This window comes from Corallococcus sp. AB018, assembly GCF_003986945.1.
GTDB classification, from domain to species: domain Bacteria; phylum Myxococcota; class Myxococcia; order Myxococcales; family Myxococcaceae; genus Corallococcus; species Corallococcus exiguus.
Genome location: NZ_RAWR01000121.1, coordinates 1 through 15,950, shown reverse-complemented (window position 1 = coordinate 15,950; position 15,950 = coordinate 1). Strand labels below are relative to the sequence as shown.

Here is a 15,950-nt window from a genome sequence, read left to right as displayed (position 1 = left end):
TTCGAGGTAGGAGAGCCATGGCCACGCGGAAGAAGACACAGGCGGCGCAGACGGAGGCGGCGGCGGCGGAGGAGACGCCCAAGAAGGCGGCTGCGAAGAAGCCGGCGGCCAAGAAGGCCGCCAAGAAGAAGACGGCGGCGAAGAAGACGACCGCCAAGAAGAAGACGGCGGCCCGTCGCCGTGGCGCGGACGCCGAAGAGCTCCCCACCGTGGACGCGGACGCGGACGCCGAAGAGGAAGTGCCCGAGCGCCGTGGCAAGGGCCCGCACTACCTGGTGGTGGTGGAGTCGCCCGCCAAGGCCAAGACGATCAAGAAGTACCTGGGCTCCGGCTACACGGTGAAGGCCTCCGTGGGGCACGTGAAGGACCTGCCCAAGAGCAAGATTGGCGTCGACGTGGAGGACGACTTCAAGCCCGAGTACACGGTCATCAAGGGCAAGGAGAAGGTCCTCAACGAGCTGAAGAAGATGGCCAAGACGGTGGACCGCGTCTTCCTGGCGACGGACCCCGACCGCGAGGGCGAGGCCATCGCCTGGCACATCAAGGAGGAGCTGGGCCACCCGGACTCCCTGCGGGTGACCTTCAACGAGATCACCAAGCGCGCCGTGCAGGAAGCCATCGCGCAGCCGCGCCAGCTCAACCAGGACAACTACGACTCGCAGCAGACCCGCCGCATCCTGGACCGGCTCGTCGGCTATCAAATCTCGCCGCTGCTCTGGAAGAAGATCCGCCGGGGCCTGTCCGCCGGCCGCGTGCAGTCCGTGGCGGTGCGCCTCATCGTCGAGCGCGAGGCGGAGATCAAGGCCTTCCAGCCCGAGGAGTACTGGACGCTGGACGCGCTGGTGCAGGGCCCGCAGGGGCCGCCGCCCTTCAAGGCGAAGCTGTCCCGCGTGGACGGCAAGAAGGTGGAGCTGAAGGACCGCGCCACCACGGACGGGCTCGTCGCGGAGCTGAAGGACGTGCCCTTCACCGTGGCGAAGGTGGACCGCAAGGAGCGGCGCCGCAACGCGCCCGCGCCCTTCATCACCTCCAAGCTCCAGCAGGAGGCGGCGAACCGGCTGCACTTCACCGCCAAGAAGACGATGACGCTGGCGCAGAAGCTGTACGAAGGCGTGCCGCTGGGTGAGGAGGGCCAGACGGCGCTCATCACGTACATGCGTACGGACTCCACGCGTCTGTCCGACGACGCCGTGACGCAGGTGCGCGAGTTCATTGGCCAGAAGTACGGCGCGGACTACCTGCCGCCGGAGCCCATGGTCTACAAGAGCCGCAAGAGCGCCCAGGACGCGCACGAGGCCATCCGGCCCACGTCCCTGGAGTATCCGCCCGAGCGCGTGCGTCCCTTCTTCGACGCCATGGACGAGCTGGACATGTTCCGGCTCTACGAGCTCATCTGGAACCGCTTCGTCGCGTGCCAGATGAAGCCCGCAGTGTATGACCAGACGGCCGCGGACATCACCGCGGGCCGCGCCACCTTCCGCGCGTCCGGCAGCACCCTGAAGTTCCCCGGCTACCTGGGCGTCTACGGCGCCGGCCTCACGCCGGAAGAGGAGTCCGAGCGCGACAAGGCCAAGGCCGCCGGTGAAGAGGGCGCCGAGGACGTGGTGGGCGAGCTGCCCCCGCTCAACGAGGGCGAGGTCCTCTCGCTGGACAAGCTGCTCAACGAACAGCACTTCACCCAGCCGCCTCCGCGCTTCAGCGAAGCGACGCTGGTGAAGGAGCTGGAAGAGCGCGGCATCGGGCGTCCGTCCACGTACGCGGCCATCCTCTCCAACATCCAGGACAAGAAGTACGTGGAGAAGCTGGAGAGCCGCTTCCGTCCCACGGACCTGGGCCAGATGACCAACGAGCTCCTGGTGAAGCACTTCCCCCATGAGCTGGACGTGTCGTTCACGGCCAGCATGGAGGAGAAGCTGGACCAGATCTCCGACGGCGGCGCGTCCTGGAAGACGGTGCTGCACGACTTCTACGGCCCCTTCAAGGAGACGCTGGAGAAGGCCGAAGCGGAGATGCGCGACGTCAAGCGCGAGGAGATCAAGACCGACATCGCCTGCGAGAAGTGCGGCAACCCGTTCGTCATCAAGTTCGGGAAGATGGGCCACTTCCTCGCCTGCTCGAACTACCCCGACTGCAAGAACACCAAGGACTTCAAGCGGGACGCCGAGGGCAAGATCGTCATCGTGGAGGAGGAGACCACGGACGAGAAGTGCGAGAAGTGCGGCAAGCCCATGGTGATCAAACGCGGCCGGTTCGGGCGCTTCATGGCGTGCTCGGGCTACCCGGACTGCAAGACGTCCAAGCCCATCTCCATTGGCGTCAACTGCCCGGAGTGCAAGGTGGGTTACCTCACCGAGCGCCGCAGCGGCCGCGGGAAGATCTTCTTCGGCTGCAACCGGTATCCGGAGTGCAAGTTCGCCGCGTGGGACCGTCCGCTGGCGGAAGCCTGCCCGCAGTGCGCGTCGCCCTACCTCCTGCAGAAGTTCTCCAAGCGGGACGGCGCCTACATCGCCTGCCCGAACAAGGAATGCGACTACCGCCGCGAGGTGGTGGAGCCAGCCATTCCGGGGGCTTCCACGGAGGCAGCGCCTGCTCCCACGCCCACCGTGGAAGCCTGAGCGCAAAAGCCCAGTCATTCCAGGGGGGTAGGCTCTGCCCCCTGGCTTGACACCCTCGCAGGCGAAGTCCTAGAAGTCCGGATTGCTCCCGGCCCACCAGCATGCCTCCTGCCCGTTTCGCGGCAGGAGTGCGCGCGGGGGCAGCGAAAGGACGCGGTCCGCGATGATTCCCTCCATGAATGAGTTGCTGCGTGTGGTGGTGGCCGAGGCCGCTCCCGCCGCGGCGGGCCATGCCTCTTCGGGAGGCCTGGGGGACTTCATCGTCGGCGCGTTCAAGGCCGGCGGCCCGTTCATGTTCGTGAACCTGTTCTGGCTGGCCGCCTCGCTGGCCGTGATTGGCGAGCGCGCGGTGACGCTGCTCTTCCGCTACCGCCTCAACGCGACGGCGTTCATCGAGCAGGTCCACAAGATGGTCCGCAGCGGCAATCTGGACCGCGCGGTGAAGTTCTGCGGCATGGCGCCGCGCTCGCCCCTGGCCCGCGTCATCCGCGCGGGGCTCATCAACGCGAACCGGGGTGAGCTGGAAGTGGCCAAGGCGGTGGAGGAGGCGCTGGCGGAGTACACGCCGCACGTGTCGCGCCGGGTGCAGTGGCTGTGGTCGCTCGCGAACATCGCGACGCTGGTGGGCCTGGTCGGCACCATCGTGGGCCTCATCGGCACCTTCCGCGCGCTGGGCAACGTGCCGGCGGAGCAGAAGCAGGCGCTGCTCTCCAACGGCATCTCGGAGGCCATGTACAACACGGGCTTCGGGCTCTCCATCGCGGTGCTCTGCATCGTGGCGCACCTGTTCTTCAGCAACTACTCCAAGAACATGGTGGAGCTGGTGGAGCTCAACGCGCTGAAGCTGGAGAACCTCCTGTCGCGCCGGGGCTCGCTGGAAGTCATCCCTTCGGACTCCGACGTCCGCGCCGCGTCTTGAGCCGCCGAAAGGCACCGGACACGCCATGGCGTTCCACTACTCGCGCCGAAAGCTGAAGCCGAGGGAAGAGGAGGAGGCGGGCGAGCTGAACATCGTCCCGTACCTCGACATCCTCATGAACCTCATCATCTTCATGCTGCTGTCGATTACCGGCCTCACCGCCTTTGGCGCGCTCAACGTGAACGCGCCCAGCTACGGCGCCACCGCGGGGGCGGGAGGGGACGCGGACGCGCCCAAGCTGAACCTGTCCGTGCTCATCTCCCAGAAGGGCCTCTTCATCCGAGGCGACAGCCCGGACGCCGCGCCCGCTGAGGGTGGGGCGCCCTCGGTGCCGCTGCGCGCGGATGGCACGCACGACTTCGCCGCGTTGAACGCGCGGATGGTGAAGCTCAAGGCCGCCTTCCCGAAGGAGACGAAGGTCATCGTCGCGGCGGATCCGGACATCCCCTACGACGCGCTGATCCAGACGATGGACGCCCTGCGTGAGACGACGGGCACCGTCGCCGAGCGCAAGCTGCTCTTCCCCGACGTCACCCTGGGCGTCCTCTAGCCATGTCCGAGACCGCGCCCCTGTCCGCCGAAGAAGCCGACCAGCTCGCGCGCATGCGCTACCGCCGGGCCCTCGCGCGCAAGAAGCGCAAGGAGCGCGAGGCCGCCAGCGAGGTGAAGGAGCTCAACATCACCGCGATGATGGACATGATGACCATCATCCTGGTGTTCCTCCTGAAGTCCTTCGCGTCGTCCTCCGCGGCCATCACCGCGTCCGAGGATGTCCGGCCGCCGGTGTCCTCCACGCGCGCCACGCCGAAGGACACGGTGGCCATCACCATCACCCCCAAGAACATCATGGTGGGGGACAAAGAGGTGGTGCGGCTGGAGAACGGCCGCATCCCGGCGAATCAGCTCCAGGGCGAGCGCCTGGTGCTCGGGTTGGACGCGCAGCTGAAGAAGGAAGTGCAGAAGCTCAAGTACATCGAGGAGCGCAACCCGGCGGCGCCCTTCACGCACGAGCTGTCGGTCATCGCGGACAAGATGGTCCCGTATGACCTGCTGCTCACGGTGCTCTACACGGCGGGCGTGAACGAGCTGCAGAACTACCGCTTCATCGTGCTCCAGCGCGACTCGGAGTAGCCGCCGGACACTCGACTCCCCCGCGCGGGATGGACGCACGGGGGAGCGCTCGGACGGCTTCGCTAGAGGGACAGGCTGCCCACGTGGCGCGCGGCCTCCCGCGTCTCCTGCTCGTGCACGGCGGCGTCTTCCTCACAGCGGATGGCGAAGGGCATGGCCTCCAGCCGGTCCAACGAGATTTCGTTGCCGCAGTCCACGCACTCGCCGAACACGTCGTTCTCCATGCGGCTCAACGCGGCGTCGATGAGCATGATCTCCCGGCGCTGCGCTTCGATGAGCGTGGAGAGCGTGTAGTCCGCCAGCTCCGCTTGCGCCTGTTCCTCGTACTCGGGATCGCGCTCCTGATCCTTCAGGGCGGCCAGCTCCCGGCGGGCCCCCGCCTGGGCGGTCTCGGTCGTCCTGCGACGCTCCTGCAACAGGCCCCGGATCTTCAACAAGTCGTTGGCTCGGCTCATGGCTGCGTCACTCCCATCCCAGATTCGAGGTTGTAGGGCGCTCGCTCGGACGCTTCCCGTCCCGAGCGAAGACCGCGAGAAACCTAGGGTTGGATCCCAGGTGGGGAAACCTCACCTCCCGTTCCGCACGCATGGTGGGACGTGGGGCAGGCGGGCGGACGTGAAAGGGAGTGGCCTCTCTGCTAACAGGGCCCTTTGGGGCCCCGGTGCGGGGGCCCGGAGGCATGCATGTCGGACGCGAAGCAGCAGCGGGTGACGGTGATTGGTGGCGGCCTGGCGGGGACGGAGTGCGCGTATCAGCTGGCGCGGCGTGGCGTGCCGGTGGTGCTGCGCGAGATGAAGCCGCACAAGCGCTCCCCGGCGCACAAGTCGGACACGCTCGCGGAGCTGGTGTGCAGCAACTCGCTGCGCTCGGACAACCCGGAGAGCGCCATTGGCCTGCTGCACGCGGAGCTGCGCGCGCTGGGTTCGCTGGTGCTCTCCAGCGCGGACCTGCACCGCGTGCCCGCGGGCGACGCGCTGGCGGTGGAGCGCGAGGGCTTCTCGCGCGAAATCACCACCCGGCTGGTGTCCGGCGCGGGCGTGGAGATTGTCGGCGGCGAGGTGGAGAGGCTTCCGGAGGACGGCGTGGTGGTGGTGGCCACGGGGCCGCTGACGTCGGAGGCGCTCACGGTGGACCTGGAGCGCCACGTGGGCACGAAGCTCTACTTCTACGACTCCATCGCGCCCATCCTGTCGGGAGACTCCATCGACATGGACATCGCGTTCCGCCAGAGCCGCTACGGCAAGGGCGGCGGGGATGACTACCTCAACCTCCCCATGACGAAGGACGAGTACTACCGCTTCGTGACCGAGGTGAAGGCGGGCCAGAAGGTGGTGCCGCACAGCTTCGAGGAACCGAAGTACTTCGAAGGGTGTCTGCCCATCGAGGTGATGGCGGAGCGAGGCGACGAAACGCTGGCCTACGGGCCCATGAAGCCCGTGGGCTTGAAGGACCCTCGCACGGGGACGGACCCGTACGCGGTGGTGCAGTTGCGCATGGAGGACCGGGCGGGCACGGCGTGGAACATGGTGGGCTTCCAGACGCGTCTGACCTGGGGTGAACAGAAGCGCATCTTCAGCACGTGCATCCCGGGCCTCCAGAATGCGGAGTTCCTGCGGATGGGGCAGATCCACCGCAACACGTTCATCGACTCGCCCCGCCTGCTGGCGGAGGACCTGTCGTTGAAGACGGAGCGGCGGGTGTTCTTCGCGGGACAGGTGACGGGCGTGGAGGGCTACGTGGAGAGCGCGGCGTGCGGCTACATGGTGGCGCTGGCGGTGCACGCGCGGCTGACGGGCACCGCGTTCGTGCCGCCCCCGGCCACGACGGCGCTGGGGTCGCTGTACCGACACCTCACCGGGGAAGCGCACCCGCCGGATCACCCGCACCAGCCCACCAACGTCATCTACGGCCTGTTCCCGCCGCTGTCCGGGCGGATGAAGAAGGCGGACAAGCGCGCGGCCTACTCGGCGCGGGCGAAGCAGGACCTGGCGGCCTGGCTGCCACTCGCGGGCGTTGTCGCCCAGACGGAAGGACAGACGAGCGCATGATGCGAACCGGGATGGTGGGCCTGTTGGCCCTGCTGGCGGTGTCGGGGTGCAAGAAGGGCGAGGACAACGCCGCGCCCTCCCAGCGCAGCGCCGCGCAGGGGGACACGGTCCGCAGCGCGGCGAAGGGCAGCGCGGTGGTGGGCGGGCAGGGGCAGTTGCTCGCGGCGGGACGCGCGGCGGATCTGCGCCTGTCTCCGGACGGGCAGTTCGCCACATTCCTGCTCAACGGGCAGAAGCCCCGGCTGGATGGCATTCCGCCGCAGATGCTGGTGGGCTCGCTGCACGTCGTGCCGACGGCGGGCGGGAAGTCGCGCGCGCTGGGCGACGGCGTGACGAACGTGCCGGGCAGCCTGCTGTTCTCCCAGGACTCGAAGCACCTGCTGTACGTGACGGGCTACAACCCGGCCTCGCAGTCCGGCGAGTTGAACGTGCTGTCGCTCACGGACGCGGGCGCGGAGCCGGTGAAGCTGGGCACGGCGGTGAGCTACCTGCTGCCGTCCCCGGACGGCGTGAGCGTGGCCTTCGTGGACGCGGGCACGCTGAAGCTGGGCAAGCTTCCGCAGGGGCCGTTCCAGGACGTGGCGGGCGAGGTGAGCACCGCGCAGTTCACCCCGGACGGCAAGACGCTGCTCTTCAAGCGCCGGCTGTCAGCGGCGGGCGGGCTGGCGGCGGTGACGGTGGGCTCCACGGAAGCGCCGCGCAAGCTGGCGGATCAGGTGGGCGACTACCAGGTGTCCTCCGACGGCAAGCACGTGGCCTACCAGGTGCGCAGCGAGGCCGTGCGCGGGATGTATGACCTGTTCCTCGCGGACGTGCCCGCGCTGAAGGGCACGAAGCTGGCCACGGGGACGAAGGCGTTCGGCTTCTCGCCGGATGGCCAGTGGCTGGCGCGCACGGAGAACGGCAAGCCGGAGCAGCTGGGCGACCTGCACGTGGGCCCGGCGTCCGGAGGCGCGGGGCGCAAGGTGGGTGAGGCGGTGGAGGAGATGGCGTTCGCGCCGGACTCCAAGGCGGTGGCCTTCCTGGAGAAGTATGATCAGCCGTCGCGCGCGGGCGCCCTGGGCGTGGCGTCGCTGCCGGACGGCGCGCCCAAGCGCGTGGGGGACCGGGTGCCCAACTTCGTGTGGGGCTCGGACAGCCGCTACGTGGCGTTCCTGTCGCGCTTCGTGAAGCCGGTGTTCTCCGTGGACCTGATGCTGTACGCGCTGGGCCAGGAGAAGGCGGAGAAGGTGCAGCCGGGCGTGTTCGGCTACGGCTTCGCGCCGAACAACAGCGCGGTGGTGTTCCGCACCAACTGCATCCGCAACGGCCGCGCGTGCGACTTCAAGGCCGTGGACCTGAACGAGAAGCAGGCCGAGGCGAAGACGTGGATGCAGGGCATCTTCAGCTACAAGATCTCCGAGGACGGTGCCCGCGTGCTCGCGACGTACGCGCGCATGGACGCGGACACCTACGACGTGGCCGTCTACGACGTGAAGTCGGGGGCGCGGAAGACGCTAGACCAGGGCGTGCAGGTGCCCGTGTACTTCGCGGGCAAGGATGACGCGCGAGCCGTCTACATCATCGGCCAGGGGCAGAATCCCGGCGTCTACAGCGCCGTCGCCACCGCGCAGTAGCGGGTGACCCAGGGCAGGGAGGCCGCCGGGGCCTTCCTGCCTGGGCGCGACCTGATGTTGAGGCGTGCACACCCGGACAGGGTGTGCTGTCTTCTCGCGCCGAATGGCACAGCTCGTCTATCGCCGCTATGGCGGCTCGCTCCAGGTCGACATCCCCGATTTCAACACCCTCACCGAGGCGGTGAGGATCCCCGCGACGCAATGGATGGCGCTCGCGTGCCCCATGGAGGGCATCGCGTGTGATCCGCGCTTCCTGACGCTGATGGACGCGGACGGCAACCGCCGCATCCGCGTGGAGGAACTGCGCGGCGCGGTGGATTGGACGGCGGCGCGGCTGACGGACCGCAAGGGCGCGGACGCGGGCAGCGACGTGCTGGAGCTTTCGGCGCTCTCCGATACGGCATCCAACCTCAAGGGCGCGGCGGAGCTGGTGCTGCGCACGCTCAACGCGCCGGATACCACGCGCCTGTCGCTGGAGCAGCTGCGCACCAGTGACAAGGCGCTGCGCGACGCGGGCAAGAACGGCGACGGCCTCATCGCGCCGGTGTCGCTGCCGGAGCGACTGCGGCCCCTGGCCCAGTCCATCATCGCGGCGTTCCCGCAGGTGACGAACCGCGCGGGCCTGGCGGGCGTGGACGTGGGCCTGGTGAAGCGCTTCCGGGACGAGCGCACGGCCCTGCTCGCGCACCTGGGCGGCCGGGATGCCGTGTTCACTTGGGGCACGGCGAGCCTGGAGCAGGCGAAGCGCGTGCACGATGTGGCGCCGCTGCTGGACGGCTACTTCGTGCAGTGCCGGCTGGTGGCCGCGCAGCCGGAGGCCGCCGCCAGCCTGCGCCTGCGCGCGGACCGGGTGGAGGGTGCGCTGGGTGACCTGGGCGCCATGGGCAAGGCCGCGAACGAGCTGCCCATCGCGCCCCCAGACCCGAGCGGCGTGCTGGTGTGGGCGCGGCTGTACCGCGGCGCCGGCTACGAGAAGCTGGAAGCCTTCCACCAGGAGGTGGCGACGCCGCTGCTGGGCGACGGCGTGAAGCTGACGGACACGGCCTGGCGCGAGCTGTCCTCGAAGGCGGAGGCCATCCTCGGCTGGCAGGCGAAGCGCGACGCGAGCCCCCTGCACGCGGTGGCGGACACGCTGGGCACGGTGTCGGATGAGGAACTGGACGCGCTGGAGGCGGTGAGCCGCGAGGACCTGTCGCTCAAGCCCACGCTGGACGTCATCGCGGAGCTGGAGCGGTTGGTGCTGTACCAGCGCTGGCTGCTGCAGTTCGCCAACAACTTCATCAGCATGCCCAACCTGTACCTGCCCAAGCGGCGGGCGCTGATGGAGCGGGGCACGCTCATCCTGGCGGGGCGCAAGTACACGCTGTCCGTGCTGGTGACGGACCGCGCGGCGCACGCGGCGCTGACGGGGCAGGGGACCACCTGCATCCTCTACGTGAAGGTGCTGCCCCGCGACGCGACGGATGGCTACGAGGTGGCGGTGCCCGTCACCGCGGGCCGCAGCACGGAGCTCGTCGTGGGCAAGCGTGGCGTGTTCTACGACGTGGACGGCAAGGAGAGCGACGCCATCGTCACGCAGGTCATCCGCCAGCCCGTGTCGCTCTGGGAGTCGATGACCATGCCGTTCATGCGCATTGGCGCGTTCATCACCAGCAAGGTGGAGGGGCTGGCCGCGTCCGGGGAGAAGGACTTCGATTCATCGCTGGAGTCCGGCTACAAGCAGACGGTGACCGCGCCTCCACCCACGGCGGCTCCAGCCCCGGCGGCCGCTGCGCCCGCGGCGGCTCCCTCGGGAGGCGGCATCGCGGGGGTGCTCGCGGCGGGCGGCATCGCGTTCGCGGCGCTGGGCTCTTCGCTGGCGTTCATCCTCACGCAGGTGAAGTCGCTCACGCTGGTGGACGTCATCACCGCGGCGACCATCCTGGCCATCGTGGTGATGGCGCCCGCGGGCTTGCTCGGGTGGCTGAAGCTGCGCCGGCGCAACCTGGCGCTGCTGCTGGAGGGCTCCGGCTGGGCGCTCAACGACCGGCTGATGCTCACGCGCGGCGTGGCGACGCTCATCACCCGCAAGCCGAAGCTGCCGAGCAACGCGCGCGTGGACCACGCGGACCTGGTGCGCGGGGCGCTGCGCCACACGCAGGACGACGACGAGACCGAGAGCATGTCGATGGGGGCCCGCATCGGGCTCACGCTGGTCATCCTCTTCGTGCTGGGCTGGCAGGTGCGCGTGCCCGTCACGGAGTGGCTGTGCACGTACCACTGGCTGTCCGAGGACGCCTGCCGCGTGCTCCTGCCCAAGCTGGTGCCGCCCGAGCTGCCGGCGGGGGCCATTCCCGTGGTGCCAGTCGCCCCCGCTCCGGCGCCCGCGAAGTAGGGCGGGGCTCGCGGACCGACACGAATCTTGCGAGGCTCGGGGAGGCCCCTAGGCTTCCCCGACCATGTCGACCCTGTCCCCGCTGCTGGAGCAGTTCAAGGTCCACCTCGAAGGCGAGAAGGGCGCGTCCCCTCACACGGTGCGCAACTACCTCATCGACCTGGTGGACTATGAGCGCTACCTCGTGGAGCGGATGAAGCTGTCGCTGCTCGCGGGCACGCACGCGGCCATCCGCGGCTACCTGGGCACGCTCGCGGTGGACCACGCACCGTCGAGCCGCGCGCGGCGGCTGGCCAGCATCAAGTCGTTCTACAAGTACCTGGTGCGCCAGAAGCTGCTGTCCGCCAGCCCCGCGAAGCTGGTGAAGAGCCCCAAGCTGCCGAAGTCGCTGCCCAAGGTGCTGCCGGTGGAGGAGGTGTTCGCCATCCTCGACATGCCGGACGTGAAGACGGTGCTGGGGCTTCGCGACAAGGCCATCCTGGAGATGCTCTACGGCGGCGGCCTGCGCATCAGCGAGCTGTGCGGCCTGGACCTGCTGGGCGTGGAGCGCAGCAGCCGCATCGTCCGGGTGATGGGCAAGGGCAGCAAGGAGCGGCTGGTGCCGCTCAACGCGAAGGCCATCCGTTCCCTGGAGGCGTACCTCGCGCGGCGCGGCGAGCTGCTGGCCGAGGTGCGCGAGGGCCAGGATCCGGATGCGCTCTTCCTCAACTTCAAGGGCGGCCGGCTGACGGCTCGGAGCATCGCGAGGCACCTGGACGCGTACGTGCTCAAGCTGGCCCTGGCGCGCAAGGTGAGCCCGCACGCGATGCGCCACTCGTTCGCCACGCACCTCTTGGGCGGTGGCGCGGACATCCGCAGCATCCAGGAGCTGCTGGGCCACGCGAGCCTGTCCACCACGCAGAAGTACACCCACGTGACCTTCGAACAGCTGCAGGAGGTCTACGACTCCGCGCACCCGCGCGCGTGACGAACGTGAAGGACGCGGCGGGCTTCGCCTTCGAGGACGACTCCGGGCTGGTGGAGTGGCTGGCGAAGGACCGGGGTGTGGTGACGCTGCCGGACGCGAAGACGGTGAAAGCGAAGAAGGCCGCCCTGATTAAGCTCGTGGGCCGCTGGATGAAAGCGACCGCGACCTGAGCGCCTTCGCAGGGTGAGGGAGCGGACAGCCGCGCGGTTTTTGTGGGTCGCGGCCGGGTGGTCTTGTTAAACCCCCAGTCATGTTCCACGGAACCACCATCCTCTGCGTCCGTCGCGACGGGAAGGTCGTCATCGCGGGCGACGGCCAGGTCAGCCTCGACAAGACCATCATGAAGAACACGGCGCGCAAGGTGCGCAAGCTCGGCGAGGGGCAGGTGCTCGCCGGCTTCGCGGGCAGCACCGCGGACGCCTTCACCCTCTTCGAGCGCTTCGAGGCCAAGCTCAAGGAGCACCAGAAGAACCTGGCCCGCGCCTGCGTGGAGCTGGGCAAGGACTGGCGCACCGACCGCTTCCTCCGCCGCCTGGAAGCGCTGCTCATCGTCGCGGACAAGGAGAAGACCTTCATCCTGTCCGGCGCCGGCGACGTCATTGAACCGGACCACGGCATCGCCGCCGTGGGCAGCGGGGGCCACTACGCCCTGGCCGCCGCGCGCGCCCTCCAGGCGCACTCGCCGCTGTCCGCCCGCGACATCTGCACGCAGGCCATGGCCATCGCCGCGGACATCTGCGTCTACACCAACGCCAACGTCACCTACGAAGAGCTCTGAGAGGACCGCCCCGTGGCCGAGTCGCGCAAGTTGTCCGCCTTCACGCCTCGCGAGGTCGTCAGCGAGCTGGACCGTTACATCGTCGGGCAGAACGACGCCAAGCGCGCCGTCGCCATCGCGCTGCGCAACAGGTGGCGCCGCCAGCAGGTGACGGACGACCTGCGGGATGAAATCTACCCGAAGAACATCATCATGATCGGCCCCACCGGCGTGGGGAAGACGGAGATCGCCCGCCGCCTGGCGAAGCTGTCCCAGGCCCCCTTCGTCAAGGTGGAGGCCAGCAAGTTCACCGAAGTGGGCTACGTGGGCCGCGACGTCGAGTCGATGATCCGCGACCTCGTCGAGGCCGCCATCGCGCTGGTCCGCGAGGAGGAGACGGAGAAGGTCAAGCCGCGCGCGGAGGAGCTGGCGGAGGACCGGCTGATGGAGCTCATCAAGAACGGCGGGCAGACGCGCACGCCGTCCTCTCCGCCGTTCGGCTTCTCGCCTCCTCCGACCCCCGCGCCCTCGCCGCTGGGCGAGAACGAGCGGGAGAAGCTGCGCGCCCAGCTGCGCGCCGGCACGCTGGATGATCAGACCGTGGAGGTGGAGACGAACGAGAGCTCCCCCACGTTCATGCGCAACTTCAGCGGCCAGGGCATGGAGGAGATTGGCGTCAACCTCCAGGACCTGTTCAAGAACATGCCGGGCATGAAGAACACCCGGAAGCGCAAGCTGCGCGTGCCGGAGGCGCTCCAGGTGCTGCGCGCGGAAGAGGCGCAGAAGCTGGTGGATCCGGACCGCGTCCAGCGCGAGGCCGTGGCGCGCGCCGAGTCCAGCGGCATCGTCTTCATCGACGAAATCGACAAGATCGCCAGCCGCGAGGGCGGCAAGGGCGGCGGGGGCCCGGACGTCTCGCGCGAGGGCGTGCAGCGCGACATCCTCCCCATCGTGGAGGGCTCGGCCGTCAACACCAAGTACGGCCAGGTGAAGACGGACCACATGCTCTTCATCGCCGCGGGCGCCTTCCACGTCTCCAAGCCGGCGGACCTCATCCCGGAGCTCCAGGGCCGCTTCCCCATCCGCGTGGAACTGGAGCCGCTGTCCGGCGACGATCTGGTGCGAATTCTTCGCGAGCCGAAGAACTCGCTCTTGCGCCAGTACACCGCGCTGCTCGCCACGGAGGGCGTGCGGCTGTCCTTCACGGACGATGCGGTGGCGGAGCTCGCCCGCATCGCCCAGCAGGCCAACGAGCGCACGCAGAACATCGGCGCCCGGCGGCTGCACACCGTGCTGGAGCGCTTGCTGGACGACGTGTCGTTCACCGCCAGCGAAATGGGACCTCGCGATTTCCAGGTGGACGCCGCTTATGTGCGCGAGCGCCTGGCCGCCATCGTCCAGGACGAGGACTTGTCGCGCTACATCCTCTAGCGCGCTAGGGTCCGCCGCGTCGCCACACCGCGTCGTCAGGAAGAGAGAGGTACACCCCCTTGCAAACGCCGCCGTCCCCAGCATCCGCCCCTGGTAACGAGAACCTCATCCAGAAGGCGAAGCAGCACCTGCTGCAGAACTACAAGCAGCAACCCATTGCCCTGGTGCGCGGGCAGGGGACGCGGGTGTGGGACGCGGATGGCAAGGAGTACCTGGATTGCATTGGCGGCATCGCCGTATGCGCCCTGGGCCACTGCCACCCGGAGGTGGTCGCGGCGGCCAAGGCGCAGCTGGACACGCTGTGGCACGTCTCCAACGTCTTCTACTCGCAGCCGCAGATCGACCTGGCCGCGCAGCTCACCGAGTGGGCGGGCCTGCCGCGCGCGTTCTTCTGCAATTCCGGCGCGGAGGCCAACGAGGCCCTCATCAAGCTGACCCGCAAGGTGATGAAGGACCGGGGACAGCCCGAGCGCTTCGAGATCCTCACCTTCGAGAAGAGCTTCCACGGCCGCACGCTGGCCACCGTCACCGCCACCGGCCAGCCGAAGTACCACGCAGGCTTCGAGCCGCTGCCCCAGGGCTTCCGGCACCTGCCGTTCGGCGACCTGGAGGCGGTGCGCCGCGCCGTGGGGCCGTCCACCGCCGCCATCCTGGTGGAGCCCATCCAGGGCGAGGGCGGGGTGCGCATGGCGCCCCCGGGCTATTTCCAGGGCCTGCGCGCCCTCTGTGACGAGAAGGGTCTGCTCCTGCTCGTGGACGAGGTCCAGACGGGCATGGGCCGCACCGGCCAGCCCTTCGGCTTCATGCACCACGGCATCCGGCCGGACGCCATCAGCATCGCCAAGGCGCTGGGCAACGGGCTGCCCATGGGCGCCATGCTCTGCCGCGAGGAGCTGGCGGTCAGCCTCTCCGCGGGCACCCACGGCTCCACCTTCGGCGGCAACCTGGTGTCCGCCGCCGCGGGCAACGTGGTGCTGCGCCTGATGCGTCAGCCCGGATTCCTGGAAGAGGTGCAGGCCAAGGGGGAGTACTTCCTCGCTGGCGCACGCGCGCTCCAGGCCGCGCTGCCGGAAGGCCGCATCAAGGCCGTGCGCGGGCAGGGGCTGCTCTTGGGCGTGGAGCTGGACCGGGAGGTCGCCCCCGTCATCGCGAAGCTGCGCGATGCCGGGATGCTGGTGAACTCCGCCGGGGACGTGACGCTCCGGTTCGCCCCGCCCCTCATCATCACCCGGAACGAACTGGACGAAGCGCTGGGCATCCTCCAGCGTGTCCTCCCCACGCTGTAGAAGGGGGAGCGGTTTGGCGGTGCCGGGAGGTTTGACGCCCTGCTTCCCGGACACCTACACTTGGGGATTCGCCAGCCTGCGGAACTGACACCTTGAGCGCGCCCATCCCCATCGTCGGCCTGGGGGGCAGGACCGACCACATCGCCACGGTGCCCCACCTGGACCCGGCCCGTATCCAGCTCAGCCCCGAGGAGGGCTCCGTGCTGGCATTGGTGGGCCGCGTCGAACGCATCGACGCCGTGCTGTCCCGCTCCTCGCTGGGCGAGGCACGCACCATCGCCGTGCTGCTGGCGCTGCGCGCCAAGGGGGCCATCGTGCCCGCCCGGGTGGTGCAGCGCGCCCCGTCCGCCGCCCCGGCGGTGGATGCCTCCATGGCGGAGGAGGTGGACCTGGATCCCGACCAGAAGCGCGACATCATCGAGATGGAGCGCTCGCTGGAGAGGATGGACCACCACGCGGTGCTGGGCGTGGCCCGGGGCGCGAGTCCCCAGGAGGTGAAGCAGGCGTATTACAACGCGTCCCGCCGCTTCCACCCGGACCGCTACTTCGGCAAGAACCTGGGCAGCTTCCGCGCCCGGCTGGAGCGCATCTTCAAGCGCCTCACGGACGCCCACAACGCCCTCAGCCGCCAGGAGCCGACGCGCGCCCCCGACGCGCCCCCGGCCCCGGCCGCTCGCGTCCCGACGACGCCTCCGCCGGCCGCCGCGCCCCCGCGGACGGTGTCCGGCAGCAACTTCGCGGCGATGATGCCCCCCTCCGTTTCGGGGGCGCGCCCGCCCTCGGGCTCGTTCGCCACGGTGCCGCCT

At 69.1% G+C, this 15,950-nt stretch carries 14 protein-coding genes; 13 read left to right on the top strand and 1 reads right to left on the bottom strand.

Going from position 1 to position 15,950, the window contains the following annotated elements:
- The first annotated feature begins 17 nt into the window (after positions 1-17).
- The 4 genes from topA (at position 18) to D7Y11_RS24570 (ending at position 4,665) form a co-directional block, all read left to right on the top strand.
- Entirely contained in the window at positions 18-2,615 is a 2,598-nt protein-coding gene (gene topA / locus D7Y11_RS24585) for a type I DNA topoisomerase (RefSeq protein ID WP_126934927.1), read from the top strand.
- Positions 2,616-2,778: 163 nt separating this feature from the next.
- Entirely contained in the window at positions 2,779-3,534 is a 756-nt protein-coding gene (locus tag D7Y11_RS24580) for a MotA/TolQ/ExbB proton channel family protein (RefSeq protein WP_126934926.1), read from the top strand.
- 25 nt (positions 3,535-3,559) lie between these two features.
- Positions 3,560-4,084 (top strand): biopolymer transporter ExbD, encoded by a 525-nt coding sequence (locus D7Y11_RS24575; protein ID WP_121753100.1) that lies wholly within the window; start codon positions 3,560-3,562, stop codon positions 4,082-4,084.
- 2 nt (positions 4,085-4,086) lie between these two features.
- Complete coding sequence (locus D7Y11_RS24570; RefSeq protein ID WP_126934925.1) at positions 4,087-4,665, top strand: biopolymer transporter ExbD; 579 nt, start codon at positions 4,087-4,089, stop codon at positions 4,663-4,665.
- A gap of 62 nt (positions 4,666-4,727) precedes the next feature.
- Here D7Y11_RS24570 and D7Y11_RS24565 read toward each other — a convergent pair whose 3' ends face one another.
- Positions 4,728-5,120: a TraR/DksA C4-type zinc finger protein gene (locus tag D7Y11_RS24565; RefSeq protein WP_120575587.1), complete on the bottom strand. Its 393-nt coding sequence runs from the start codon at positions 5,118-5,120 to the stop codon at positions 4,728-4,730.
- Between the two features lie 228 nt (positions 5,121-5,348).
- Here D7Y11_RS24565 and trmFO point away from each other — a divergent pair, with 228 nt between their 5' ends.
- The 9 genes from trmFO to D7Y11_RS24520 all read left to right on the top strand — a co-directional run.
- Positions 5,349-6,713, top strand: coding sequence for a methylenetetrahydrofolate--tRNA-(uracil(54)-C(5))-methyltransferase (FADH(2)-oxidizing) TrmFO (gene trmFO, locus D7Y11_RS24560; protein WP_121753099.1), 1,365 nt, complete (start codon positions 5,349-5,351; stop codon positions 6,711-6,713).
- Complete coding sequence (locus D7Y11_RS24555; RefSeq protein ID WP_121753098.1) at positions 6,710-8,329, top strand: PD40 domain-containing protein; 1,620 nt, start codon at positions 6,710-6,712, stop codon at positions 8,327-8,329. Before trmFO ends, D7Y11_RS24555 begins: the two co-directional genes overlap by 4 nt.
- Positions 8,330-8,432: 103 nt before the next feature.
- Complete coding sequence (locus tag D7Y11_RS24550; protein ID WP_126934924.1) at positions 8,433-10,703, top strand: kinesin; 2,271 nt, start codon at positions 8,433-8,435, stop codon at positions 10,701-10,703.
- A 64-nt stretch (positions 10,704-10,767) separates the two neighbouring features.
- Positions 10,768-11,670, top strand: coding sequence for a tyrosine recombinase XerC (locus D7Y11_RS24545; protein WP_120575591.1), 903 nt, complete (start codon positions 10,768-10,770; stop codon positions 11,668-11,670).
- A complete protein-coding gene (locus D7Y11_RS24540; RefSeq protein WP_199753780.1) occupies positions 11,667-11,840 on the top strand; it encodes a hypothetical protein in 174 nt (57 codons plus the stop codon). The genes D7Y11_RS24545 and D7Y11_RS24540 overlap by 4 nt, the downstream gene beginning before the upstream one ends.
- Positions 11,841-11,920: 80 nt before the next feature.
- Positions 11,921-12,448 (top strand): ATP-dependent protease subunit HslV, encoded by a 528-nt coding sequence (hslV, locus tag D7Y11_RS24535; RefSeq protein ID WP_120575592.1) that lies wholly within the window; start codon positions 11,921-11,923, stop codon positions 12,446-12,448.
- A 12-nt stretch (positions 12,449-12,460) separates the two neighbouring features.
- The gene (gene hslU / locus D7Y11_RS24530) at positions 12,461-13,858 is read left to right on the top strand and encodes an ATP-dependent protease ATPase subunit HslU (protein WP_120575593.1); all 1,398 of its coding nucleotides are present in this window, start codon (positions 12,461-12,463) and stop codon (positions 13,856-13,858) included.
- Positions 13,859-13,917: 59 nt separating this feature from the next.
- Positions 13,918-15,144: an aspartate aminotransferase family protein gene (locus tag D7Y11_RS24525; protein WP_120575594.1), complete on the top strand. Its 1,227-nt coding sequence runs from the start codon at positions 13,918-13,920 to the stop codon at positions 15,142-15,144.
- A 92-nt stretch (positions 15,145-15,236) separates the two neighbouring features.
- A partial coding sequence (locus D7Y11_RS24520; RefSeq protein WP_148139229.1) for a J domain-containing protein occupies positions 15,237-15,950 on the top strand: 714 nt, incomplete at its 3' end.